Here is a 23,864-nt window from a genome sequence, read left to right on the forward strand (position 1 = left end):
CCAGATGCAGGGGGAACATGGTCCCCCGCCCCCGCAGGTGCAGGGACATATACCTATACCGTGGCCGCAACGGCACCCTGCGCAACAGATGCAACTGCGACCATAACCGTCACAGAACAACAACAGCCCGATGCAGATAATCTGAGCAACGTAGAGGCATGTGATTCTTATGTCCTACCTGAATTAACCAATGGAAACTATTTTACTGGAAGTGGGGGAACAGGAACACCTTTGTCCGCTGGGGATGTTATTTCAACTTCCCAAACTATATATATATTCAGTCCAGGCAATGGGATATGCCCTTACGTAGAAAATTCATTTTCCGTGAACATTACTGGATTTAGTGTCTCTACCCATGTTCAGCATGAAACCTGCTGGGAAAATGACAATGGTTCGGTCTCAATAGAAATCGGAGATGCGGATTTCCCTGTTACCGTTCAGCTTAACAGTATGGAACCTATGGTTTTCAATACAGATTCATTCTCCATAACCGATTTGTCTCCTGGAAATTATGAAATGAGTGTGATTGATGACACAGGTTGTGAAACCAATACAAATTTTACCATTCTGCAAGGCGGACCCAACCTTAGTGGTTCGGTAGATGTAATGTATTTGTGCGATGCCAACCTTCCATCAAACACAATTGATGTAACTCTCTCTGATTCATCTATCAGCAGTGATGTGCTATATGCTCTGGACTCTACTGACCCGAATGATTTTATCCTAAGTCCTGATTTTGGAAATATAAATCCTGGAAACCATAGTCTATTCATACTCCACAGCAATGGTTGTGTAGGTGAGATTACATTTGAGGTTGAAAACTTTGAACCATTAGAGTTATCGCTTACCAGCGAATATGTGAATCAAATCACTGCAAATGTTACTGGTGGCACTGCGCCTTACACCTATTATTTTGATGATAATGATGCAACTGATTCCAACACATATACCATTACCAGAAGTGGAGCCTTTACAGTAAGAGTGATTGACAGTAATGGTTGCGAGGTTGTACAAAGTATTTCCATGAACTTAATGGAAATCACTATTCCGGATTTCTTTACTCCAAACTTTGATGGACAAAACGATTATTGGGCTCCAAGAAACACTGAACTGTTCCCTGATATAGAAACATACATTTTTGATAGATATGGAAGAAAGATATGGACTCTAGGGCCTTCGGAGGCCTGGGATGGCGAATATGATTCAAAACCTATGCCATCTGGCGATTATTGGTATATAGTAAAATTAAATGATGGGTCTGGACGTGAGTTTGTAGGACACTTTACATTGTATAGATAAAATTGAATTGATAGATGAAGAAAATTATAATGACATTAATGTGTATGAGTTTTTTACTGATGAAGGGACAGGAATTGACCATACCTCAATTGTCTCAATACTTATCGGACAACCCGTTTTTAATGTCGCCTACCTATGCTGGAATTGGAAACTATGTTAAGGTAAGAATGAATGGGGTAACCCAATGGGTAGGTATTAAGGATGCTCCAGATACACAGACATTGTCCGCCGATGTGCGTTTGGGAAACCGATCAGGAATTGGGATGGTGATTTACAATGATTCCAATGGTGAAACCAAACAACGGGGAGGCAAAGTTTCTTTTGCACACCATTTAACCATGGATAAATATGACGACCAATACTTCTCCTTCGCATTGTCCTTCAACCTTAATCAGATCAGATTCGATATTGAAAATTTTGACCCTGAAGCCGGTGATGATCCTGCCATAACAAACGACAGGTCATCCAGCAATCCAAATTTTGATATTGGAGTCTTGTACCGTCGTAACGGATTTTACATGAGTGTCAATGCCGCCAATATTTTGAACAAACAGTTGGAAAAATTCGACCCTATTTTTGAACCGAACACTTTACGTAATTACTCTGTGTATTCTGGATATAAATTCAGAAAAAGTAGAAGGGCTGACTTTGAAATAGAACCTTCTGTCTTTTTCCAATATTTTGAAAATGATGGAAGATCTATAACGGATGTAAACACCAAGTTCAAATGGTACGATTTTCTGGACTATTACTATGCTGGACTTACTTATAGGTTTTTGAACGATCAGTTAGGATCCCCACTTTATATAGCCCCAATTATTGGGCTGAAGAAGGGGGATTTTTACTTCGGTTACTCATATCAAGTCATTGTAAACGAATTACTCGGATATTCCTCGGGGACCCATGTGGTTACCCTTGGAATCGATTTATTTCAAGGAATATCAAATTGCTCATGTACTTATTAATATTAACATTATGAAAATGCTTACCCAATCTTTATCAAAAATTTACCTACTATCTTTAATTATCGGTATGTCTTGTTTGTCCTGTAGTCAGGATGATGCGGTATTATCTGCCTTGGATAGTCCCGAAGTTGTTGTTCAACAATCTACCAAGGACACATTGGTTTATGCCATTGTGGACAACTACAAAATTCCCATTGTTCTTTCGATTCCCGAAGGTTGTGATTCCGGAGGGCATTCTGCAGTAGTTGTAATGCACGGTTCAGATGGAATGTGGATTGATCATGATCCAAAAACAGGTAAAATGTCAGGTCAAAATAGCGAATGGCGAGAATTGTTCAATGCAAATTGTATAATCGGTGCATTTGTAGATAGTTATTCGGGCAGAGGAGTATCCACCCGATCGGGAAAATGGACAACTGCTCCGGATAATTTTAAAATAAGCTCACAGTTTATTCGACCAAGAGATGCCTATGCCGCCCTAGATGTATTACGAAAGCTTAAATTGGAAGATGGCACCAATTTGGTCAACCCTAAAGATGTAGGATTACTTGGGTTTTCAGATGGGGCAAGCGCTGTTGCCTCTACCTTGTACAATACGAACAAGACACCTGCCGATTGGCAATGGACCCAAACTTTTGATGGAAAGGAATACAATTCCTCCTCTGGGGTTTTAGCTCCGGCACCCAACCCAGAAACAGGGTTTGCAGGAGGTGTATTTTATTATGGTGGTTCTGGCGGCTACAATTATTGGGGAGCAAGTCCGTGTGGCGGAAATGCCCTAAACGGAAATGTTTTTGAGCCCTATGCACCAATGTTATATCAAATCCCATCGGACGGCTATTTAACGGAAAACACGCTTTGTATGATCGATGTTCTTAAGGAAAAGGGAGCTCCAGTTGAATTTAGAATATACGAAGGTGTTGGCCATGGGTTTGATTTCGGGGACAACAACAAAAGAGCCATTGCGCGAACCAATGCCATAAATTGGTTTAAAAAAATATTCGAAAATAATTAGTAAATCATCAGTAGTTCATAATCTACTCCCGGAAGGACCGAACACCAAGTACATATGTTCAACTTAATTTATTGAACCATATTATACCCCAATAATATTGAACCAAACTCCTGAAATAGGACCAAATCAGAACACCTAAAACTTAAATGACAATGAAAGGGAATTTTTTAGAAAAATGGATTTTAGACCTGGTAAAATCAGAATACGAATTTGGTAAAATACCAAAACATGCCTCTTATAAATTAAAGGAGCGAATGGATGATTTTATTGAGGTGACCATTGAATGGATGGATAACGAGAACAATAATCACAAAATTGTTTATCATGCTAGGGCTTATGGAAAAATGAAAGTAAACAGCAGTCTTGAAATTGCCAAGGACCCTGTATTTGAGCTTGAAAATTATTACACATTAGAAATTCATACCTATATCAACCATATAAAAAGGAATTACAGCACGCGAAAAATCGCCAATTATGATGTTATGGGGGTTATTGGCCAGATTCAAAACGCAGAAAAGAAATAAACGGTCTACTCTATAACTTTTCTATGCTTGAGTTGTTAAACTTTCACAGGATTTATGCCAATGCCCGTTTTGGGAATTGGCATAAATCGAGAAGCCCATGCATTTCATCCATAAAAAGGAACATGTAATCGATTGATTTTCATCCGTCAATTGGAAACACCCATTCGTGAATTGGCACCCAAAATACTCAATATTAATTTGTTATTTGTGGTGTGATTTAAAGTTCCCAGGTTTTAAACAAATATTTATTTCATGCATTTACTAACCATAATTTGGACGTTGCTTTGCGCTGCTATTATTATAGGATATCCCGTTTATCTTATAAAAAAGTCTCCATCTATAATGAGGAGTCACAAGGATACTCCCCAATCATCAACTCAAAATACCGTGGAGCTGTTATCTTTTGATATTAGGGAACAATTACCGGGATGGTCCTTTACTTTAGATGTTCCTCAAATCACAGAAAACATACTCAGGAACAATCCAATACTTTTTTATTTAGAGTCGGAGAATTCGTGCCTTAAATTACCCTTGAACAACCCCGCAATGGGCTATAAGGTAAATGTATATAAAAATGTAGGGAAGGTTTATGTAACATTTAAATCTATTAAAGATGGAGTTTCGAATTTTTATGTTCCCACATGGCATTTAAAAAAACTCAAAGTTTTGATCATTAAATCCGAGGATTCAAGGGTCAACGGTAATTGGGAAACAGGTTCAAATACATCCATGATACACAAAAACCTAAAAAAATCGGGAATAAACATCAACGATTATGAAGATGTTCTAGGTTATGTAAGCAACATCGCATCCATTGATTTTAAAGGGCATTTTATCGCTAAAATGCCCACTAAAAAATCTTTGGGAAGTTTAAGTTCAAAAAGCAAGGAACATACTTTGTGCCATTCGGCATAACAATTATCCAACAAGAAAATTTAGTGTTCTCCTGTTACCAAGTGGGGTTTCATAAAGTCTGTAAACCCCACTTTTATAAAAAGAGAATACTATTATATAAACCCAAAAAGGGCATTCGTGAATTGAAACACCCCTTACATCAAATCAGCATGATTTTTTAACTCTAGGCAATGTAGATTTAACCATTGAAAAAAATAAACTATGGGCTGCACACATGAAATAATTGTTCTTGTCTTCGGTTCTGGCGATGAAGACAGTGCAGTCCAAAATATTTAGATAGATTATTTGATAAAACTCACCATTAGTAATTTCTTCAGCTGAAAGCAAGTATGGGGTTATGCTGCGCAACAGTTAAAACAAGAAAAGAAAGTGGTGAGTTATTTTCACACTTACGCTCCATTGTCCTATAAAAAAATGATGAGCCAGTATTAATTGAGTAAGTGTATACTTCCCCCAAAGAGCTTTTTAAACCAAAGAGAAGTAGTAATTGGTTTTATTTCACTCAGAAAATTAAACACTTAAGTTCAGAAAAAAAGAGTAACTTGATATTAACTAAAAAAAACGAAAACAGAGTTGTTTCAATGCTTTATTTTACAAAGTGTAGAACTTCAGCAATTACCCAAATATAAAAATAATAATCAAATTCCCCAACAAATGAAAGAAAAATCTTTTTAAAGTCACAAATCCTATCTCTTTTTTAAACTTAACCCGATTAATGCCCTACTCGATCAACAATGTGCTAAACACAAAAAAATACAACAAAGCAGCCTTTTTATTGCTTGTCACTAAAAGGTTCGACCTATTTAAAATCAAATTTAATTCTACCATTAATCCCGTGCTCTTAACATGGGTATTCTTTGTTCTGTGGTTTATAAGTCCTTTACAACTTATTACTGCCCAACAAATTTCAGACGATCGTGAAGTAACAATGATTCAATCTTCATACTTGAAAGATCAAAGTAATCTTCTGGAAATTGAAGACATTCTCCAACACGACTATAGTTTCACTCCTTTTACAACAAACCCAATAGATAACCTAGATGCTACCTATTGGATTAGACTGGATCTTAAAAAAGACCGTGAAACCTTGTGTACGCAAAAGCAATGGTCACTCAGATCTCCCAGTTTAAGTGAAGCTACTTTATTTAGTGAATACGGGGACGAGATCGAGGAATATAAATTCGGAAAATTTAACAGTACGGAAAAACAAAGTTCTTTATTATACAATAATGGCGCTCCATTCGATAAAGAAGGTTTATTTTTCGATAGATATCTATACGTTAAGATCAAAACATACTTCCCTGTAGCACAACCCTTAAAGTTTCACTACCTACCCAATGTGTCCAACCGATTTTATACCGATTATTATACAGATATGGACTTAAGAACAATCGCACCTTCTCTCTACTATCTAGGGGCTTGTTCTATGATCTGCATAATGTTTTTGGTCATATATTTTACTATCTTGAAAACCGAATTCTTGTTCTATTCATTATACGTTCTGTTTTCTATAATTTATCTTGCAGGTAACAACGTGCCAGAGCTGTACATTTTTTTTAATAGTAAGTATACTTTTTGGATAAACGTCATATCTCAAATATTTATAAACCTCTTCTATCTGATTTTTGCCAAACTATACCTGAACACCAAAAAAAACTACACGTTTTTAAACAGCATAATAAACATTGTTATTGCCGTCCTTATAGTATTGATTATTCTTCATTTCATTGCTTATTTCTTGTCCTTTTATCAGTTTCAGGACCAAATATTGGATGTACAGAGAGGATTTATGACCATTTGGGGGCTTTTCTCAATGACCTATTTAGCTTTTAAATACAAGGATTCATTGGTAATTTTTATTGTTTTAGGTTCTTTCATATATATGATCGGGGCCCTGGCCTACTTATTCTCTGGCGATAAAAACTATATGATGACAGGATTGATCATAGAAATCTTGATTTTCTCCCTAGGTCTGGGTTACAAGATAAAACTTGATTATATGGATAGACTTAATCTACAGAAAGAAGTTTTCAGCAAAGAAATAGTTGCCAAACAAGCGCAAATGAACCCACATTTTATTTTTAACTCATTAAGCTCTATTCAACATCTGATCATTCAAAACGATAAAATGTCCGCTCTCAACTATCTGTCAAAATTCTCCAAACTCACCAGAAATGTGCTTGAAAGCTCACATTTGACCACGGTAACACTAGATGAAGAAATCAGTGTAATAAAATCGTATCTTGAGTTGGAATCCTTGCGCTTTGACAGCTCTTTTCAATATAGAATAAACGTGGCAGAGAATCTTGACACTGAAAATGTCAACATACCTTTAATGCTTGTGCAGCCATTTGTGGAAAATGCATTGATCCACGGGTTAATAGGCAAAAAAGAGGGGAAAAAAGAAGTTGAAATTAGAATCTACAATAAAGATGGATTCTGCGTGATAGAAGTTGAAGATAATGGTGTTGGACGACATAATAAGAATAGAGTATTAAACAAAACTGGTCAAAAATCCCGCGGGATGCAGATTACCCAAAAAAGGCTACAACTACTCAATAACGGCCAGCCCAACAAAAATACGGTAGAGATTGTGGACAAGTATGATGCTAACAGTCAATCAAAAGGAACCAAAGTGATACTAAAAATACATAACCCCTAATACCAACCCAATGATTTTAAAAGCAGTAATTATCGAAGATGAAAAACATAGCAGGGAAACCCTAAAGTCTATGTTGGAAGAATTTTGCAAAGACGTTCAAGTAATTGCAACGGCCGGCTCTGTTCAAGAAGCCGTAAAAGTATTATCCATTTACAGCCCCGACATTGTTTTTCTGGACATAGAACTACAATCGGGAGTAGGTTTCGATGTTCTTGAACAGATCAAAGATCCAAATTTTGAGGTGATTTTTACCACCGCATTCGAAAAGTATGCGATAAAGGCCATAAAGTTCAGCTCCTTGGACTATCTACTTAAACCCATAGATCTGGACGAGCTACAACAAGCCGTAGAGAAAGCCAGAACCCGTATGGACACCAATGTGTACCGGGAGCAATTGGATACTTTAATGCAAAGCATCTCCCGCGGTAAGGTTAGACCGGAAAAAATCTGTTTGGCCACCACGGCAGGAATGGAATTTATCGGGATAGACGAAATTATCGCTTGTAAAGCAGATGGCTCCTATACCATCTTTATGCTCGAGGACGAGAACACCCTACTGGTGAGCAAACATTTAAAAGAATATGAAAACCTGTTATCCGAACACCAGTTCATGAGGGTTCATAACAGTTTTCTCATCAATCTAAAAAAGGTAAAAAAGTATGTGAAGTCAGATGGGGGATATGTAATTATGAACAACGATTTGCAGGTAAATATTTCCCCAAGAAAAAAAGACGACCTAATAGAGGCCATGAAACGTTTGTAGAAGGACTTAATCCTTATTGCTTACCAATCCTTTGGTGAATTCGTTCAGTGCTTCGACCTTTTGTTCAAAGTCCCCCTTTAAGGTCTTCCTATATTTGTTCAGATTGTTTACGAGATCATCAATGTTGTCCGGCAGTACATCTTCAAAAAATTGACGAAGGCGCTTGGCCGTTGTTGGCGATTTCCCATTGGTGGATATGGCAACTTTCACATTTCCCTTGGTCACTATACCGCCCATATAAAAATCGCAAAATGGAGGATTATCCGCCACATTTACCAAATTACCCTGCTCCCTACAATCATGGTACACTTGCTCGTTGACCTTGGGCTTGTCCGTACAGGCGATCACAATGTGTTTCCCTTTTAGAAAATGATCTGCATAAACATCCTTTGTGATCTCAACATTGTGCTTTTTGGCCAATTCCAAAGTATCTGATAAAAATTCGGGCGCTACCATTTGAACCTGTGCCCGTGGACTGGATTTCAGCAAAAAAGTCAACTTTTCCAAGCCTACGTTACCTCCCCCAACAATGAGTACCTTTAAATGGGAAACCTTTAAAAAAATGGGGTACAATTCATTCCTCTCCATAGCGTTTTGTTTACAACTAAAACTTTGCCAAAGATACTGACTATTTCCGGCCGGGGAATACGGATCGTTAGAATGTAGGGGGGTCTTTCTGCTTTTTTGAGGATTTAAACTCGTACCTAACAAATAACTCGTGTGATCCACCTGTATAGCTAGCCAAATTGGAGGTGGTTAGATCATAGGCATACCCAGCACTAAAGTTGGGGTTGATCTGCATGCCCAATAAAGTAGAAAAGGAATCGTCCCAGCGGTAGGCCAATCCAAAGGTAAAGGTTTCCCGTAGCATAGCGTTTACCGATACATCGGCGATAATCGGCGCACCGGGCACCCATTTTACAAAAAAGGCAGGTTTTAACTTTACATCTGGGGTCAAATCCACTACTTTGCCCCCTATAAAATAATAATGTAGCCGTTCGGCAGCTATCTCCTGCTCTTCCCCGTCGTAGTGTTTTTGTGAAAAGAAATTGGGAATAGCAAACCCCAAATATCCTTTTTTGGTATCATAGAACAACCCTGCACCAATAGTAGGGAAAAACTTGCTCTTTATATTATTCTGAAATGCCACATCGGCGTCCTCTGTTAGGCCCTTGGAAAAATCAACATCAAAAATGCGTCCGCCCAATTTCATGCCAAAAGAAAGTTTACTATTGGCACTGTCCAATTGTATGGTATACGAAACATTGCCATCCACAGAAATTTCGGAAGATGGACCAAGGGCATCTCGGGTAATAATCCCCCCTGCCCCGATTTTATTTTCCAATGGCATATCCACGGCCAATACTTGGGTATTCGGAGCTCCATTTACACCTACCCATTGCGAACGATGCAACAATAGAGCAGTTAAATGGCCATGGTTACCGGCAAATGCAGGGTTAACACTCATGGTATTGTACATGTACTGGGTAAACTGGGGGTCCTGTTGAGCATAACCGGAATAGACAAACAGAACCATGAGCAGAAAACAGATTTGCCTTGCCCCTTTTACTTTATGTTTAAACCAAACCATCCCCATACTTATCTGTTTATATACAACCAATCGGTTCGTGGTTCCGAACCATCGCCCAAATCCAACACATAATAATATGTTCCCACGGGCAATTGATCCTCTGGTTGAACTACGGCACGGCCATTAGTGGTACCGTCCCAATCATTTTTATACGATCTTGTCTGGAAAACAATATTTCCCCATCGGTTGTACACTTGTAGCAAATTGTTCGGATATTGCGCAATACAATCGATTTTAAAATAGTCGTTTACCCCGTCCCCATTGGGCGAAAACTCGTTATACACCACCAAACAACCAGGTTCCACAAAAGCCTCAGCGGAGTTATTGCTTTCATCTATATCCCATTGATCTACAAATGCCAAACTCACTCGGTTGATGTAATCGTCAACATCCGCAACCTCAACCGTAAGCAATAGTGTGGCCGATTCTGTTGTTGGCAAAGATTCAATTTCCCAAAAAGAGGCCGATGCATCGTACGTTCCATTGGTTGTTTCGTGGCTTACATATGTATATCCCAATGGCAACTCTTCCTGAATTCCGATATGGGTGGCGTCATCTAAACCTTGATTGACAACGGTAATCTCAAAAATTACCTCATCCCCGATATTGGGCGAGGCATTGTCCACATGTTTTGTGATGACCAGATCGGTTGTTTGTGGCACTACAAAAGCAGCGGCCTCATCGTCATCCACAATGCCATCGGAAAGATCATCTGCATTGGTACCTGTTGATGGGTCACTGTCAGGATCTGGATATAAACTTGACGATATATATGCTTCGTTCAAATATTCGTTCTCGGTCCCTGTGGGCGGATTGACCACCGCCAAAATCTCCAAGCTTTCCGTATCCTGATTCAAAATTGCCCTATTGATGTTCCATAGTCCAGCATTTGCTTGGTAAACACCCGCGGTAGCACTATGGGATTCGTAAGTATAACCGATAGGCAATATATCGGTAACCGAAACATTTCTTGCATCGGACGGCCCATTATTGGTAATGCTCACCACAAAGCGAACTAGATCTCCCACATTCGGGTTGGCGTTATCCACCGTTTTGGATAAAGAAAGATCGTTAAGTCCGCCCGGAACTGGAATTATCGTTGATTGATCATCCTCAGAGCCCAAATTGTTGTTTGGGGTGGAATCGGGGTCATAAATGTCCGAAGCTATAAGTTCGGCAGTATTCTTATACTCTCCATTTGGAAGTACGATTACTCTTATTTCCAAAGTTTGGGTTGTTGCATTGGCAAGGGAAGGCAGATCCCAAGACCCTGCTATTTCATCATAAACACCGGCAGAAGGCATGGCGGACACAAATTGATAACCATTCTCCAGTTCATCTTCGATGATCAGCCCGGTCGCATGGTTGGGGCCATTGTTGGCAATTTGAATGGTAAAGACCACTTCATCACCAACTTCAGGATTCATGCTGCTTACAGTTTGACTTATTGAAATATCCGCCACTTGTCGTGGAGATATTGTTTTATAATCTTGATCATCCTCTGTTGGGATATTGTTGTTCGGTGTGGAATCTACATCAAAAAAAGTAGCACTTACCACTTCGGAGTTTATATCGTAATCTCCTGTCGGGTTCACTTCAGCTACGATGCTCAGCTCCATCTGGGTTGCCAAGGCAAGATTCCCAACATTCCAAAGTCCTGTAGATGGATCAAACGACCCATTAGAATTATCGGAAATATATGTAAATCCATCCGAAAGTAAATTTTCCAAGGCCACTCCAATGGCATCACTGGGACCTTGGTTGGCCAATGTTACGGTAAAGGTTACCTGTGTTCCTACATCAGGAAACTCGTTGTCCACCGCCAAGTTCAAATTTAAATCTGCAGATGGCACGGGTGTAGTACCAGCACTATCTTGATCGTTTTCAAAAACATTATTGTTATTGGGAATGGAGTTGGGGTCCAATTGATCTGCGGCAAATACTTCGGTTACATTAAAGTAATCCCCTTGATCGTTCACTGTTGCCACTATAGAAAGTGTTTCTGTGTTTCCATCGCCGATATCTGCGTTTAAGGTCCACATACCCGTTGTAGGGATATAAATTCCCGCAGTTGCGCCATGGGAAACATAGGTATAACCGTCCGGTAATAGATCCATAATTTGAACCCCTGAGGCTTCACTAGGGCCTAAATTGGTAATGTTTAGGGTAAAGATCACATTTTGTCCCACGTACGGGCTCAATTCGTTTACGGATTTGCGCAACAGGAGATCGGCCACCGGAACTACAATTGGTTCTATGGTCTGTTGATCATCTTCGGTCTCGTTATTGTTATTGGGGCTTGAATCTATATCCCTTTCGGCCACATTGGTCAACTCGGCCGTGTTGCTGTAGTTTCCAGTTGGCAACACATCTACGGATATTTCCAAAGTCTCCGAAATCCCGTTCGCCAAATTGCCCACTACCCAAGAACCATTGGTGGCATTGTACGTTCCCACAGATGGGTTTGCTGCCAACAACTGATATCCTGTTGACAGTACATCCGTTACCACAACATTGGTGGCATCACTGGGGCCATTGTTTTGTACGGTTACCGTAAAGCGTATTTCTTCTCCGACTTCTGGGACAAGTTCGTCAACAGTTTTGGTTATTTCAATATCTACCAACGGTTCGGGGACCACCGAAATACTATCTTGGTCATCCTCTCCCAGAAGACCGTTATTTGGTGCGGAATCCACATCTGTTTGGTCATGTCCTGTAATTTCTGCTGTATTTTCGTAAATACCGGAGGCATTTACATTGCACAAAATCGAAAGGCTCGTTGAATTGCCACTGGACAATGTACCAACATTCCAGATTCCAGTTATCTGGTTATAAGTTCCTCCACTATTGTCCGAAACGTAAGTGTATCCCGATGGCAACAGGTCGGTAACTTCCACCGAGGTGGCATCACTTGGTCCATCATTGGTCACTACAATTGTAAAACGGACATTATCGCTCACCAATGGTGGGGATTTATCAATGCTTTTGGTCAAGGATAGATCGATCAACTCCTGGGGCGATATTACTACATCCCCTTGGTCATCTTCTGAGGAAACACCATTTGCCGGAGTCGAATCTATATCAAAAGCGTCCGAAGCGATAATTTGTGCGGTATTGGTATGGTTTCCTGTCGCATTGACCTCTACATTTATGGTAAGTGTTTGAATACTGCCATTGGCCAATGTCCCCACTTCCCAAAAGCCGCTAATGGGATCGTACGTGCCTGTTGTTGCTGAATAGGAAATATATTTGAAGCCCGAAAGTATTTGATCTACGACCCGTACATTAGTGGCGTCGTGCGGTCCATTGTTGGCAATGGTTATTTCAAAACCGATCTGTTCGGTCACAAAGGGAGATAAATCCCCTCCTACCACTGTTTTGGTCAGTGATAAATCGGCTTGTTGGGGTGCTGGAGTAATATTGTCCTCATCATCTTCACTTTGATCTCCGTCATCGTTGTTCGGTGTACTATCCACATCCAATTGATCGGCAAAAATAATTTCTGCAACGTGTGTAAACTCCCCCATCGTTGCCGTTGGGGTCAATACGGTAGCATCAAAACTCAGTGAGGCCGTATTTGTACCTACAGGAACGTTTATACCTGTCCAACTAACTTTATCCGTAATAAAACTAAAAGTTCCGCTATTGTTTATTGCGGTTACATTGTTGAAACCAGATGGAACAAGGTTTTCAATGGCGACACCCGTGGCGTCAACATCCCCAAAATTGCTCAAATTAATTGTAAAAGTCACTACATCACCAATATTCGGCAGTGGATCGTTAACTACTATTTCCAGTTCCAAATCTACTCCTTCGATGGTAATCCCCACTGTGTCCGAAGCAGTATTGCAGGTAACATCCGAAACGGTCCATTCAAAAATATAGGTTCCCAAAGCAGTATTGAAGACTTGGGTGCTTGGATCGGTGGCATCATCAAAAGTCACTAGGGTTGGGCCCGATAGTTGTGTCCAAACACCGGAACCGACCGGAGGCACATCGGCACCCAAAAACACCGTCGTCGTACGGTCAAAATTTTGGTCCGAACCTGCATTGACCGAACAATCCTGCGAATATCCAGCTTTAATTGATGCCAAGACAAAAAGTACCATCAATAAAGAATGCCTGCAACGCAGGAGGGTTAGCGGTTTGTTCATAGTCTAGCTGCTGAGGTTTATCCTTACGAAGTAAGGCTTCTCCAAACTTATCAAGAACAGGCTAGAATAGATAAGTTATGTTGTATGCAAAGGGGCTTTTGTTGTGAAATAGTATAAATATGATGAAAGAAACAACCTACCTTTTCCTAAGCTTTTCTTTCTTATTGTAGATATAAAACGATACTAAACCCAATATTTAATTCATCTTAATTCAAACATCCTTGACCATTAGCACATTTCGCTGGTTTTTTTATAAATTTGCTTTTCCATGAAAAAGAATCGTCTTAGCAATAGTATCGCTTACGGTTTGTTTGTCCTCTTTTTGGCAACCAAGCTCGTAGGCTTACATGCGCTAACCCATCATAACGATACAGACGATTATCTAGACCATTGTGAGATATGCTTGAATATAGCACACGATAGTCAATCCCCTGGAATAGTAAACGATATTGTTGAGCCTACCATTGAGAACACTGTGGTTTACTATCCAAAAGTTACCAATTCCTATTTTTTTGAGGTTTCCGGAACGCTTACCATAAGCCATCTGTTTTCGAGGCCTCCCCCTACCACATAACATCCTCCATCCTCGTTTTTGGTATTTAGATTTTTACCATTTACTATGACTTGATTTTGCTTAAAATCCAAAACTTGCTTATGGTGTATGCAATACATCAGTTTTTGACAAATACTTGTTTTAAGCATTAAGTCGACCCTCTATACTAGAAACACACTTGATGGAACCTCCATAAATGCTTCCCCCAAAAGAGAAGCTAGTTACAAAATCTAGTTTTTATAATGATAAAATACACACTTCTTGCTTGTTTGTTTATTGGTTTCAACACTTTGATTTGGGCTCAGGAAACCTACACTATTAAAGGTTCGGTTATTGATTCGAGTACTTTGGCCCCTATATCAGGCGCCAATATTGTTGGTAGTACAAAACATGCCGTCTCCTCGCTAAACGGTGAATTTATTATTGAGAATATACCTAAAGGAGCTCATACATTTGAAATATCCCACATTGCCTACGCTCCTATCAAATTGGTTATAGAAGTGGATCGAAACCTTAGCGAATACACAATAAAATTAACGGAGAAGGTGACCAATTTAGATGAGATTGAGCTACTTGGAAAAAGTGACAAAAGACAGGCTCAAGAACTCTCAACAATTTCAGTTGGAGTGGACAAGGAATTTTTGGAAACCAACCGCGAGAACAGCTTAATGCAAACCCTTAAAAAAATTCCTGGTGTAAGCACCATAACCATTGGCTCAGGGCAATCAAAACCCGTAATCAGGGGGCTCGGATTTAATCGGGTAAGTGTGGTCCAAAACGGCATTAAGCACGAAGCCCAACAATGGGGAAATGATCATGGGCTCGAAATAGACCAATACGGAATAGAGAACATACAGATCATTAAAGGTCCCGCATCTTTATTATATGGCTCCGATGCCATAGCCGGTGTAGTGGACATCCAGCCCTCAAAAATACCCATGCCGAACTCCTTTAATGGTGAAGTAAACCTACTTGGTGAGACCAATAATGATCTTTTAGGTATTTCCACTGGAATCCAAGGAAGAAAAGAACAATGGTTCTATCGTGGGCGATTGACCTACCGGGATTATGGCGATTACAAAGTGCCCACCGATAAAATTTATTACGAGGGCTACGTTTTTGACCTGTACGAAAATCATCTCAGAAATACAGCGGGCATGGAAGCCAATGCCAGTGCTAGCATTGGTTTTGTAACGGAAAACATTAAATCAGAAACTTTTTTCAGCAATGTAAACGCCAAAAATGGATTCTTTGCCAATGCCCATGGTCTCGAGGTTAGGAACTCCTCTATCGATTATGATAGTTCCGATCGGGATATCGATTTACCCTACCACAAGGTAAACCACTTTAAAATAACCAATAACACCACTTTTTATAAAGGAGCGCACACCATTCAGTTGGACCTTGGTTACCAAAACAACCAAAGAGAGGAGCACTCCGAACCTGTTCCCCATGGTTATATGCCCACACCCCCCAACAGCAGGGAAAGGGTATTTACAAAAAACACCTATTCGCTGAACTTAAAAGACACCTTTAAGCCCAATGATAGACATGACATTGTTTTTGGAATAAATACGGAATACCAGAACAATAATATAGGTGGATGGGGCTTTCTGATTCCTGCTTATGACCGGTATACCGCGGGAGTGTTTGTATTTGACCATTATAAAATCAGTGAAAATTTACACTTACAGGGAGGTTTGCGATACGATGCTGGCCTAATGCGGACAACATCCTACACAGACTGGTTCCGATCTGTTGTAAACAATCCCGATGGCACCACCTCCAATGTATTTTTGCAACGTGCACGAGACGAGGATTTGGAATTTGGCAACCTAAGCGGCTCTTTGGGTTTGAGCTACCTCAATAATAATACTACATATAAAGTAAACGTTGGAAAGAGTTTTAGAATGCCTTTGGCCAATGAGTTGGCTTCAGATGGGGTAAACTATCATATGTACCGTTACGAAAGGGGAAGAATAGATCTAGACCCAGAACAATCCTATCAAATAGATTTGGATATCGATCATTCCAACAACTATTTTGATTTTGGTATCAGCCCTTTTTTCAACTATTTTGAAAATTACATTTATCTCAACCCTACCTCCAATTACTATGAGACCTTACAAGTGTACGAATATACCCAAAGCGAGGTAGTCCGTTTTGGTGGCGAGGCACGGGTAGGTGCAACCGTCGGCAATGATCTACGTTTGGATGCTTCTTTGGAATATGTGTATTCCAGACAGACCAGTGGACCCAAAAAGGATTTCACGCTACCCTTTAATCCGCCCCTCTCCACTTTGCTCTCTGCCAACTATCAATTTAAGAATGTATCCTTTTTAAAAGCACCGAGTATCACCGCGGAATATAGGATAACCGCTGCCCAAAACGATATTGTACCTCCAGAGGAAAAAACAGAAGGTTTTCAAGTACTCCATATATCTGCCATGGCAGGGATAACAATGTTCAAAACGGCACAACCTATGCAATTACGCATAAAACTAAATAATGTATTCAATACAGAATACTACGATCACACCAGTTTTTATCGGCTTATCGACGTTCCGGAACCTGGCAGGAACTTATCCATTTCGATGACCATACCATTTTAAATAAATCAAATTAAGTCTAATATCGAAAACAGAAGAAAAATGAAATCAATGTTAAAACCACTTGCAATTATCGCATTTTTAGGCGTAGCCCTTCAATCTTGTAGTAGCGATGATGATGGAACCGACGCAGTAGCAGCCCCGGTTATCGCCAATTTTGAATTTGGAGAGGGCAGTGCCCATTCTACCGATCAAGTTGCCTATAAAGGATCGGACCTTCATTTAGAAGCGGAAATTACTGCCGAAGGAGTTGTACAAAGTATCTCCATCGACATTCATTCAGACGAGGTAGAGGCCGGAGAAGGTGAAGTAGATTGGGATTACGAACAAACTTGGACCGATGCCGATTACTTGGTGATCAACCCTACATTCCATGAACACATTGATATTCCGACCAACATTCCCGCGGGAGAATACCACATTGAACTGGTAGTGACCGATGCCCTTGGAAATACAACGGAAATCGAAGGTCACATCCAAATTCTTGATCCTATAACCGTAAGCGATTTTGAAATGGATGAAACCGTAGAGCGAGGAAGCGATTTCCATATAGAATTTATGATCGAAGCGGTAAATGGTATACATGAGGTATTGGTGGATGTTCATGCCCACGACCTTGAAGTAGGCGAAGGAGAAGTGGAATGGGATTACGAAGGCGACTTTTCCGAGGATTACCACGAATTGACCGAAGCAGAGTTCCATGAGCACATAGAAGTACCTGCTACTGCTCCAGCAGGGGAATATCACATTATTTTTACTATCGAGGACGAGGATGGAAACATCCACGAATTCGAAGACCATATCGATATTACAGTACCTACAGTTTAATATGAATATCCGTGGGGCCCTTTAGGGCTCCACGGTTTTAAAAAAAACTATGAAACTAAAATTTAAACACATCTTTATCGCCACTTCAATCATATTTTTGTCGAGCTGCTCAAGTAGTGACGACTCTACTGTTGATGAAGAAAAGCCTGCGATCAGCATAAACTTCTCGGGTGGCTTTCCCCAAGCCTGCGAAGTACTGCAAAGGGGTCAGACCTACACATTTAAGGCTCAAGCAACGGATAATGTATCCTTGGCCTCCTATAGTTTGGACATACATCACAATTTTGACCACCACACCCACGATGACCAGGGTGCTCAATGTGATCTAGAAGCTGTTAAAAGTGCAGAAAATCCATTGATCTACATGCAAAACTTTACTATTGCAGAAGGTGGAACTTCACATGAAATCAATATTAGCATTACCATACCGGAAGATATAGATACCGGCGACTACCATTGTGCCTACTCCGTAACGGATGCCACTGGATGGCAAGGCAGAACTTCTGTGGACATTAAGATTGTGGAATAAAACGGAGACTGCCCTTCGTTTTATTAATTTGCCCACAGCAATAAAAACTAAAACCACGGACGCAAAAATATGATTGGTCCCGTATTTAAATAAAGTCTTCTTCAACAGAACAAAAAAAAGGAGGTCCCGACAACGGGACCTCCTTTTTTAATGTCAAATTTGGATTTTCTATGCCTCACAGCTCACACAATCCTTCTTTTGCTTGAATTTTTGTGCCGCATTCATGCTATGCTGGTAGTACAGGGATTTAAGTCCCAATTTCCAAGCGGTAACGTGGATTTTGTTGATATCCTTGGTAGGCATGTCCGGGTGCACAATAATGTTCACCGATTGCCCTTGATCTATATGGTTCTGCCTATTGGCAGCTTGATAAATTATATCAAGTTGATCTATTTCTGAATAGGTTTTAAAGACCGCCTTTTCTTCTTCGGTCAAAAAGTCCAAATGTTGTACAGAACCATCCATATCACGGATACTTTTCCAAACTTCAGGCGTATTTTGTCCTTTTTCCTCCAACAAATCTATTAAAAATGGGTTTTTGATGGTTGTTTTGATCTTGGCAATATCCTTTACGTAGCAATTTGACCAAATAGGTTCGATTCCTTGGGATACCTGACCTAATATAAAGGCAGATGAGGTAGTAGGCGCAATCGCGTTCAATGTTGCGTTACGCCTTCCGTAACCTTTCAACACCTCCGGCTCACCAAATCGTTCGGCCAATTGTTCTGAAGCTTTGTAGGAACGTTCTTTGATTTCCCTAAAAATTTCGCTGTTCAAGTTATACGCTTCCTGACTGTTAAAGGCCACCCTTTTGGACTGCAATAAAGAATGCCAGCCCAAGACCCCAAGACCCAAGGAACGGTTTTGCTTTGCAAAGTTGTAAGCTCTTTCCATAAATAGGAAAGTCTGTCTGTCCTCTCTGTCCGAAGAATCTCTGTAAGCCTCCAATTTTTCGATGAACTCTGTAATTACTGCATCCAAGAAATGGACCATGGTCTCTACCGCATCGGTTTTTTTCCATTTATCGTAATGCATCAAGTTTACGCTGGAGAGCACACAAACAAAAGACCAGTTATCATTAGATGGCAACATAATCTCTGTACACAGGTTACTGGCATGAATACGGTGGTTCTTGTCCTTGTATACATCCGCTGCACCGTCATTGGCATTATCGGTAAAGAACACATACGGATATCCCATTTCACCCCTACGTTGCAACACTTTGGCCCATACCGTTCTTTTTTCTACGTCTCCCTCGATCATTTCCTGCATCCACTGGTTGGTCACCGTTACACCATGTGTTAATTGTTGGATCGGGTTACCCTCGGTACCGATCTCTAAAAATTCCATGATATCCTTATGATCGATCGGTAAATATGGAGAAAAACGACCGCGACGAACCGAACCTTGGCTAACCACATCCACCATGGATTCGAACAACTGCATAATATGAACTGCTCCCGAGGCTTGACCATTATTTTTTACAGGAGCACCCCTGTGCCTAATATTTCCAAAATACCCCGATGTCCCACCACCTAGTTTGGACATCATTCCTACCTCGGACTGTGTATAAAGGATATTCCCCATATCATCGTCGATATGTGAGCCAAAGCAACTAATGGGCAAACCACGTTTTTTACCAAAATTGGACCAAACTGGAGATGCCAAGGAGAAAAATCCTTCGGACATATATCCATAAAATTTATCCGAATACCCAGGAATTTGCAATATCTCCTCGGCCCTATCGGCAATCTCGCGGATACGCCCTTCAGGGGTTACGCCCTCGGTTAGGTACCCAGATGCCAAAAACTTTCGGCTATACTCGTTCAACCATTCGAACCCCTTATCTTCCTCGGTTTTAAGTTTGGACAAGGTATCCTTTCTTGCGTTTACAAGTTCTTGTGTTTTATTGTCTTGTTTTTGGTCTGTGGTCGGGGTTAGTTGTGTTCTCTTCTCCATAATTTAAAAAAGGTCGTCGCTTGTTATACTTTGTGTTCTTTTGCTATAGTTAATGGATCTTTTTACAAAAAAGTCTCCGTGTTTTGTTCCAATGATCTCGTCATCGAACCATTCGGTCTGCTCCAATAATTTTTGATCGACATCAAATATTTTAGAAATCCCGATACTCTCCAATGAGTTGTTGAATCTGTTCTTGATAAACTCGTTTACCAAGTTTTTGGGCAAGAAATCCAATTCACCAGCTTCAAATATCCAATCCACTATTTTACTTTCCGATTCAAATGCCTTCTCACAGATATCTTGGATCATTTCCTTGTATGCATCATCGAACCATTCCGGGTGTTCTTTTTTGATGATATTGATTACATCGATACCAAAATCACCATGGATCTGCTCTTCTTTGGAAGTCGCCTCCACAACGTTCGAAATTCCCTTCAGTACATTTTTATGTTTGTTGAACGCCATAATGATCAGGAACTGGGAGAAAAGGGAAACATGTTCAATAAAAAGGGAAAATAGCAAAATGGACTCGGCATACTCCTTATTGTTTTCGCTTTTTGCATTTTTAAGTGCTGTCTCCAAATACTGCACTCTTTTCATGATCACCGGTTTCTTCTTCAGGTTTTCAAACTCTTGGTTCAGTCCCAAAATTTCCAGTAGGTGCGAGTAAGCATCGTGGTGGCGCACCTCACTCTCCGCAAATGTGGCTCCCACCGAACCTATTTCTGGTTTTGGCATACGATGGTATATGTCGCCCCAAAATGTTTTTACGGCCACCTCGATCTGGGAAATGGCCAACATGGTATTTTTAATGGCACTTCGTTCCACTTCGGTCAATCCGGATTTAAAATCTTGGATATCGCTGGTAAAGTTAAACTCGGTATGTATCCAATACGAGTGTCTGATCGCGGGAACGTACTCGTATAATTGTGGGTATTCGTAAGGTTTAAGGTTTATTCGTTTTTCAAAAATATCGGACTCCCGCATTTGGGCCCTTTTGTTCCTATAAATAATGTATGCCTTTGCCACATCGTGGAACTCACTGTCCATAAGTTGGTTCTCCACAACATCTTGCACTTCTTCAACAGTGGGCACATAATGTTGGTCTTGGCTCTTTCGTTCCAACAACTCTTTATTTACGTTGCTGGCTATGGTCTGCGCATCGGTGATCTGGCCATGCTCCACAGCTGTCATGGCTTTCAAGATTGCATTCGTAATCTTGTGTAAATCAAATTCTTGCGTACTAAAATCCCTCTTAGTTATATGAGTTATCTGCATGAAGAAAACGGTTTGGAGTTGAAAAAATAGCTTGACTGTAAAATTCATATTTTCTTCACTTCGATTTGAAGTTTCGTCGATCAGGTTCTTAACACTGTTATCAACATTCGAAATTTTTGACGTTCAAAATCCATGGGAACAAACGTAGGATAAGGGCTGAGAAAAATCCACATTGGAATCGACTGCCAAGAAATACTTTTTCACAGTTTTTTAACAATTGCAAACATATAATCCCAAACACCCTTATTACATAAGGCTTTAAGCAGATTTCAATCAAAAAAAAGATCATTTGTCCAATTCCGCCCAAGCACCAACCCCAAAAGATCTGTTCATTAAATTTTACCGCATAAAAATCAGATAGAAATAATTTCAAGGTAAATTCAAATTTCGATACATTTACCACCAAATAAGTTCTTTACTTAATTTCTTTATCATAACGATAGGGTTTCCGACACATATCGGAATTAAAAGGGAATCGTGTGTAAATCACGAGCTGACGCGCAACTGTAAGTTCGATTCCGTTTTTGGAATAGTATGTTTTTGCAAAAAACCATTGTCTTTCCCAAAAAAAGATGAGAAGGTGGCAAAAATCGAACAAGCCAGGATACCTGCCCATTTCGTTCCTACTCTGTAGGATTTTGACGATGCCTTCGCGTAAAGGGCAAGTCGAACGTTTGAACTTTCACCGGCTTATCCGGCAAAACTCCACACACGTTCCACTTGTTTAAGGCATTGCGAAGTTGAGCTAAGGAGCTTTTATCTAATTGTTCAATTTTATAAAAGCTTTTGCCATGGAAATCAGCGAACGTATACAGCGATCAAAAACAAACATTTTTAAAGCGGTATTCCCCAATACCGTAAACCACTACGACACCTTGTTTGGCGGAACCGCACTTAGCCTAATGGACGAGGTTGCCTTTATTACTGCAACACGGTTCAGCAGAAAACGAATGGTGACCGTAAGTACAGATCGTATAGATTTTGACCACCCAATTCCTGCAGGTACCATTATTGAACTGATAGGCGAAGTAATAAAGGTGGGCAACAAAAGTTTAAAAGTGCAAGTTGACATTTATTTGGAAGAAATGTATTCCAGCCAAAGGGAAAAGGCCATCTGCGGCCAGTTCACCTTTGTTGCCTTGAACCAGGACAAAACACCAATTCCAGTGGTTTAATTTAACGTAGAACAAAACAATGACGAAAGACAACAAACTCCAGGCATCCCCATTACTAAGCTTTGATTTTTATTTGGAAAGCTATCACAGGTTACTGGGCAACCTAAAAAAAGAAGCAGACCTAAAGAAAATCACCTACCTGCTTGGTGAGGAAATATCGCAAGAGAATCAGAGTCTTATAATAAAGGAAAACTACGACGCCTTGGTCGTTACCGACCCGGACCATTCCATTCTTTGGGTGAATGATGGTTTTATAGAAATGACAGGGTATCGAAAAAATTACGCGCTACAGAAAAAACCGAGCTTTTTACAAGGAAAAGAAACATCAAAAACCATCAAAAAAGAAATTAGGGAACAGTTAAACGCGCATCACAGTTTTGATGGCGCGGTGATCAACTATCGCAAAAATGGCGAACCTTATCTATGTCACATCAAAATATTGCCACATTATAGCCCCCAAAAAAAACTATCCTATTTCATAGCTTTGGAAAAAGAACTAAAAGCTGCTTAAAACAGACAGCTTTTTTTTACATCGATCAATTAAGTGGATTATATTTGTACAGGTTCAAAAAATCTTTCTTGAAACAGCGGAGTCTTCCCATATTGTTCACACTTTTGTATGTAATGGCCATGTTAAGGCCCGTACTTCCTGTTTTTGAATATGTGGTCAACCAAGACTACATTGCCGAGTATTTGTGCGTGAACAAGGACAAACCAATGCTCAACTGTAACGGTAAGTGCTATCTGTCCAAAATGCTGCAAGAAGAACAAGACGAAAAAAAGCAAAATCTACCCTCTATTAACATGAAAGAGTATCCCATCGGCTTTGTGGATATTCTTTTTTGTGATTTTGCTCCCCAAACTTTGGAAAACGACCAACTACCTGAATTTACCTCGAGCAAACCGCGCCAATTTACAGCTTCGGTTTTTCGACCGCCCATCATTTGCTAACACCGACCTTTTTTATAGTTGTGCTATTTCCCTAAAGGGAAAAAAGCAACTGTGCCTATACTTTTAAGTACTGTGCCCTTGGCACATGTATGTA

Annotated in this window: 19 protein-coding genes and 1 riboswitch; of the genes, 14 read left to right on the forward strand and 5 right to left on the reverse strand. The window is 40.1% G+C overall.

Annotation, left to right across the window (positions count from 1 at the left end; all coding sequences use genetic code 11):
• The 7 genes from AB9K32_RS12080 to AB9K32_RS12110 all read left to right on the forward strand — a co-directional run.
• On the forward strand, positions 1-1,299 hold a 1,299-nt coding region (locus AB9K32_RS12080), incomplete at its 5' end, for a T9SS type B sorting domain-containing protein (protein ID WP_369885333.1).
• Between the two features lie 14 nt (positions 1,300-1,313).
• Positions 1,314-2,264, forward strand: a complete 951-nt coding sequence (locus AB9K32_RS12085; RefSeq protein ID WP_369885334.1) for a type IX secretion system membrane protein PorP/SprF — start codon at positions 1,314-1,316, stop codon at positions 2,262-2,264.
• A 10-nt stretch (positions 2,265-2,274) separates the two neighbouring features.
• Positions 2,275-3,279, forward strand: coding sequence for a hypothetical protein (locus tag AB9K32_RS12090; RefSeq protein ID WP_224835663.1), 1,005 nt, complete (start codon positions 2,275-2,277; stop codon positions 3,277-3,279).
• A gap of 152 nt (positions 3,280-3,431) precedes the next feature.
• Complete coding sequence (locus tag AB9K32_RS12095; RefSeq protein WP_224835664.1) at positions 3,432-3,803, forward strand: hypothetical protein; 372 nt, start codon at positions 3,432-3,434, stop codon at positions 3,801-3,803.
• Positions 3,804-4,145: 342 nt separating this feature from the next.
• On the forward strand, positions 4,146-4,718 hold the full coding sequence (locus tag AB9K32_RS12100) for a hypothetical protein (RefSeq protein WP_369885335.1): 573 nt from the start codon (positions 4,146-4,148) through the stop codon (positions 4,716-4,718).
• A 715-nt stretch (positions 4,719-5,433) separates the two neighbouring features.
• Positions 5,434-7,380, forward strand: coding sequence for a histidine kinase (locus AB9K32_RS12105; protein WP_369885336.1), 1,947 nt, complete (start codon positions 5,434-5,436; stop codon positions 7,378-7,380).
• 10 nt (positions 7,381-7,390) lie between these two features.
• Positions 7,391-8,143: a LytTR family DNA-binding domain-containing protein gene (locus AB9K32_RS12110; RefSeq protein WP_224835667.1), complete on the forward strand. Its 753-nt coding sequence runs from the start codon at positions 7,391-7,393 to the stop codon at positions 8,141-8,143.
• 6 nt (positions 8,144-8,149) lie between these two features.
• Here AB9K32_RS12110 and AB9K32_RS12115 read toward each other — a convergent pair whose 3' ends face one another.
• From AB9K32_RS12115 to AB9K32_RS12125, 3 genes are all read right to left on the reverse strand, one after another.
• Complete coding sequence (locus AB9K32_RS12115; RefSeq protein WP_369885337.1) at positions 8,150-8,731, reverse strand: bifunctional precorrin-2 dehydrogenase/sirohydrochlorin ferrochelatase; 582 nt, start codon at positions 8,729-8,731, stop codon at positions 8,150-8,152.
• Between the two features lie 67 nt (positions 8,732-8,798).
• Complete coding sequence (locus tag AB9K32_RS12120) at positions 8,799-9,740, reverse strand: type IX secretion system membrane protein PorP/SprF (RefSeq protein ID WP_369885338.1); 942 nt, start codon at positions 9,738-9,740, stop codon at positions 8,799-8,801.
• A gap of 2 nt (positions 9,741-9,742) precedes the next feature.
• On the reverse strand, positions 9,743-13,888 hold the full coding sequence (locus tag AB9K32_RS12125; protein WP_369885339.1) for a gliding motility-associated C-terminal domain-containing protein: 4,146 nt from the start codon (positions 13,886-13,888) through the stop codon (positions 9,743-9,745).
• A 268-nt stretch (positions 13,889-14,156) separates the two neighbouring features.
• Between AB9K32_RS12125 and AB9K32_RS12130 the strand changes: the two genes are divergently transcribed.
• The 4 genes from AB9K32_RS12130 to AB9K32_RS12145 all read left to right on the forward strand — a co-directional run bounded on the left by AB9K32_RS12130 (position 14,157) and on the right by AB9K32_RS12145 (position 18,407).
• Entirely contained in the window at positions 14,157-14,462 is a 306-nt protein-coding gene (locus tag AB9K32_RS12130) for a hypothetical protein (RefSeq protein ID WP_224835671.1), read from the forward strand.
• A gap of 221 nt (positions 14,463-14,683) precedes the next feature.
• Positions 14,684-17,053, forward strand: a complete 2,370-nt coding sequence (locus AB9K32_RS12135; RefSeq protein ID WP_224835672.1) for a TonB-dependent receptor — start codon at positions 14,684-14,686, stop codon at positions 17,051-17,053.
• Between the two features lie 39 nt (positions 17,054-17,092).
• Complete coding sequence (locus tag AB9K32_RS12140; RefSeq protein ID WP_224835673.1) at positions 17,093-17,878, forward strand: DUF4625 domain-containing protein; 786 nt, start codon at positions 17,093-17,095, stop codon at positions 17,876-17,878.
• 49 nt (positions 17,879-17,927) lie between these two features.
• Positions 17,928-18,407: a DUF4625 domain-containing protein gene (locus AB9K32_RS12145; protein WP_369885340.1), complete on the forward strand. Its 480-nt coding sequence runs from the start codon at positions 17,928-17,930 to the stop codon at positions 18,405-18,407.
• Positions 18,408-18,575: 168 nt separating this feature from the next.
• Here the strand turns inward: AB9K32_RS12145 and AB9K32_RS12150 are convergent, their stop codons facing one another.
• Complete coding sequence (locus AB9K32_RS12150) at positions 18,576-20,366, reverse strand: ribonucleoside-diphosphate reductase subunit alpha (protein WP_369885341.1); 1,791 nt, start codon at positions 20,364-20,366, stop codon at positions 18,576-18,578.
• A gap of 3 nt (positions 20,367-20,369) precedes the next feature.
• The gene (locus AB9K32_RS12155) at positions 20,370-21,644 is read right to left on the reverse strand and encodes a ribonucleotide-diphosphate reductase subunit beta (RefSeq protein ID WP_224835676.1); all 1,275 of its coding nucleotides are present in this window, start codon (positions 21,642-21,644) and stop codon (positions 20,370-20,372) included.
• Between the two features lie 425 nt (positions 21,645-22,069).
• Positions 22,070-22,275: riboswitch (cobalamin riboswitch) on the forward strand.
• A gap of 160 nt (positions 22,276-22,435) precedes the next feature.
• Between AB9K32_RS12155 and AB9K32_RS12160 the strand changes: the two genes are divergently transcribed.
• The 3 genes from AB9K32_RS12160 (at position 22,436) to AB9K32_RS12170 (ending at position 23,770) form a co-directional block, all read left to right on the forward strand.
• Complete coding sequence (locus AB9K32_RS12160; RefSeq protein WP_369885342.1) at positions 22,436-22,819, forward strand: acyl-CoA thioesterase; 384 nt, start codon at positions 22,436-22,438, stop codon at positions 22,817-22,819.
• Between the two features lie 19 nt (positions 22,820-22,838).
• A complete protein-coding gene (locus tag AB9K32_RS12165; RefSeq protein ID WP_369885343.1) occupies positions 22,839-23,330 on the forward strand; it encodes a PAS domain-containing protein in 492 nt (163 codons plus the stop codon).
• Positions 23,331-23,398: 68 nt separating this feature from the next.
• The gene (locus AB9K32_RS12170; RefSeq protein ID WP_369885344.1) at positions 23,399-23,770 is read left to right on the forward strand and encodes a hypothetical protein; all 372 of its coding nucleotides are present in this window, start codon (positions 23,399-23,401) and stop codon (positions 23,768-23,770) included.
• Positions 23,771-23,864 lie beyond the last annotated feature (94 nt).

The organism is Allomuricauda sp. XS_ASV26, from assembly GCF_041224615.1.
Taxonomy (GTDB): Bacteria; Bacteroidota; Bacteroidia; order Flavobacteriales; family Flavobacteriaceae; genus Flagellimonas; species Flagellimonas alginolytica.

Coding starts and splice junctions, on each gene's coding strand:
- AB9K32_RS12095 (WP_224835664.1), top strand. CDS start 3,432: ATGAAAGGGAATTTTTTAGAAAAATGGATTTTAGACCTGGTAAAATCA.
- AB9K32_RS12115 (WP_369885337.1), bottom strand. CDS start 8,731: ATGGAGAGGAATGAATTGTACCCCATTTTTTTAAAGGTTTCCCATTTA.
- AB9K32_RS12135 (WP_224835672.1), top strand. CDS start 14,684: ATGATAAAATACACACTTCTTGCTTGTTTGTTTATTGGTTTCAACACT.
- AB9K32_RS12120 (WP_369885338.1), bottom strand. CDS start 9,740: ATGGGGATGGTTTGGTTTAAACATAAAGTAAAAGGGGCAAGGCAAATC.
- AB9K32_RS12160 (WP_369885342.1), top strand. CDS start 22,436: ATGGAAATCAGCGAACGTATACAGCGATCAAAAACAAACATTTTTAAA.
- AB9K32_RS12150 (WP_369885341.1), bottom strand. CDS start 20,366: ATGGAGAAGAGAACACAACTAACCCCGACCACAGACCAAAAACAAGAC.
- AB9K32_RS12145 (WP_369885340.1), top strand. CDS start 17,928: ATGAAACTAAAATTTAAACACATCTTTATCGCCACTTCAATCATATTT.
- AB9K32_RS12110 (WP_224835667.1), top strand. CDS start 7,391: ATGATTTTAAAAGCAGTAATTATCGAAGATGAAAAACATAGCAGGGAA.
- AB9K32_RS12125 (WP_369885339.1), bottom strand. CDS start 13,888: ATGAACAAACCGCTAACCCTCCTGCGTTGCAGGCATTCTTTATTGATG.
- AB9K32_RS12165 (WP_369885343.1), top strand. CDS start 22,839: ATGACGAAAGACAACAAACTCCAGGCATCCCCATTACTAAGCTTTGAT.
- AB9K32_RS12105 (WP_369885336.1), top strand. CDS start 5,434: ATGCCCTACTCGATCAACAATGTGCTAAACACAAAAAAATACAACAAA.
- AB9K32_RS12100 (WP_369885335.1), top strand. CDS start 4,146: ATGAGGAGTCACAAGGATACTCCCCAATCATCAACTCAAAATACCGTG.
- AB9K32_RS12090 (WP_224835663.1), top strand. CDS start 2,275: ATGAAAATGCTTACCCAATCTTTATCAAAAATTTACCTACTATCTTTA.
- AB9K32_RS12155 (WP_224835676.1), bottom strand. CDS start 21,644: ATGCAGATAACTCATATAACTAAGAGGGATTTTAGTACGCAAGAATTT.
- AB9K32_RS12130 (WP_224835671.1), top strand. CDS start 14,157: ATGAAAAAGAATCGTCTTAGCAATAGTATCGCTTACGGTTTGTTTGTC.
- AB9K32_RS12140 (WP_224835673.1), top strand. CDS start 17,093: ATGAAATCAATGTTAAAACCACTTGCAATTATCGCATTTTTAGGCGTA.
- AB9K32_RS12085 (WP_369885334.1), top strand. CDS start 1,314: ATGAAGAAAATTATAATGACATTAATGTGTATGAGTTTTTTACTGATG.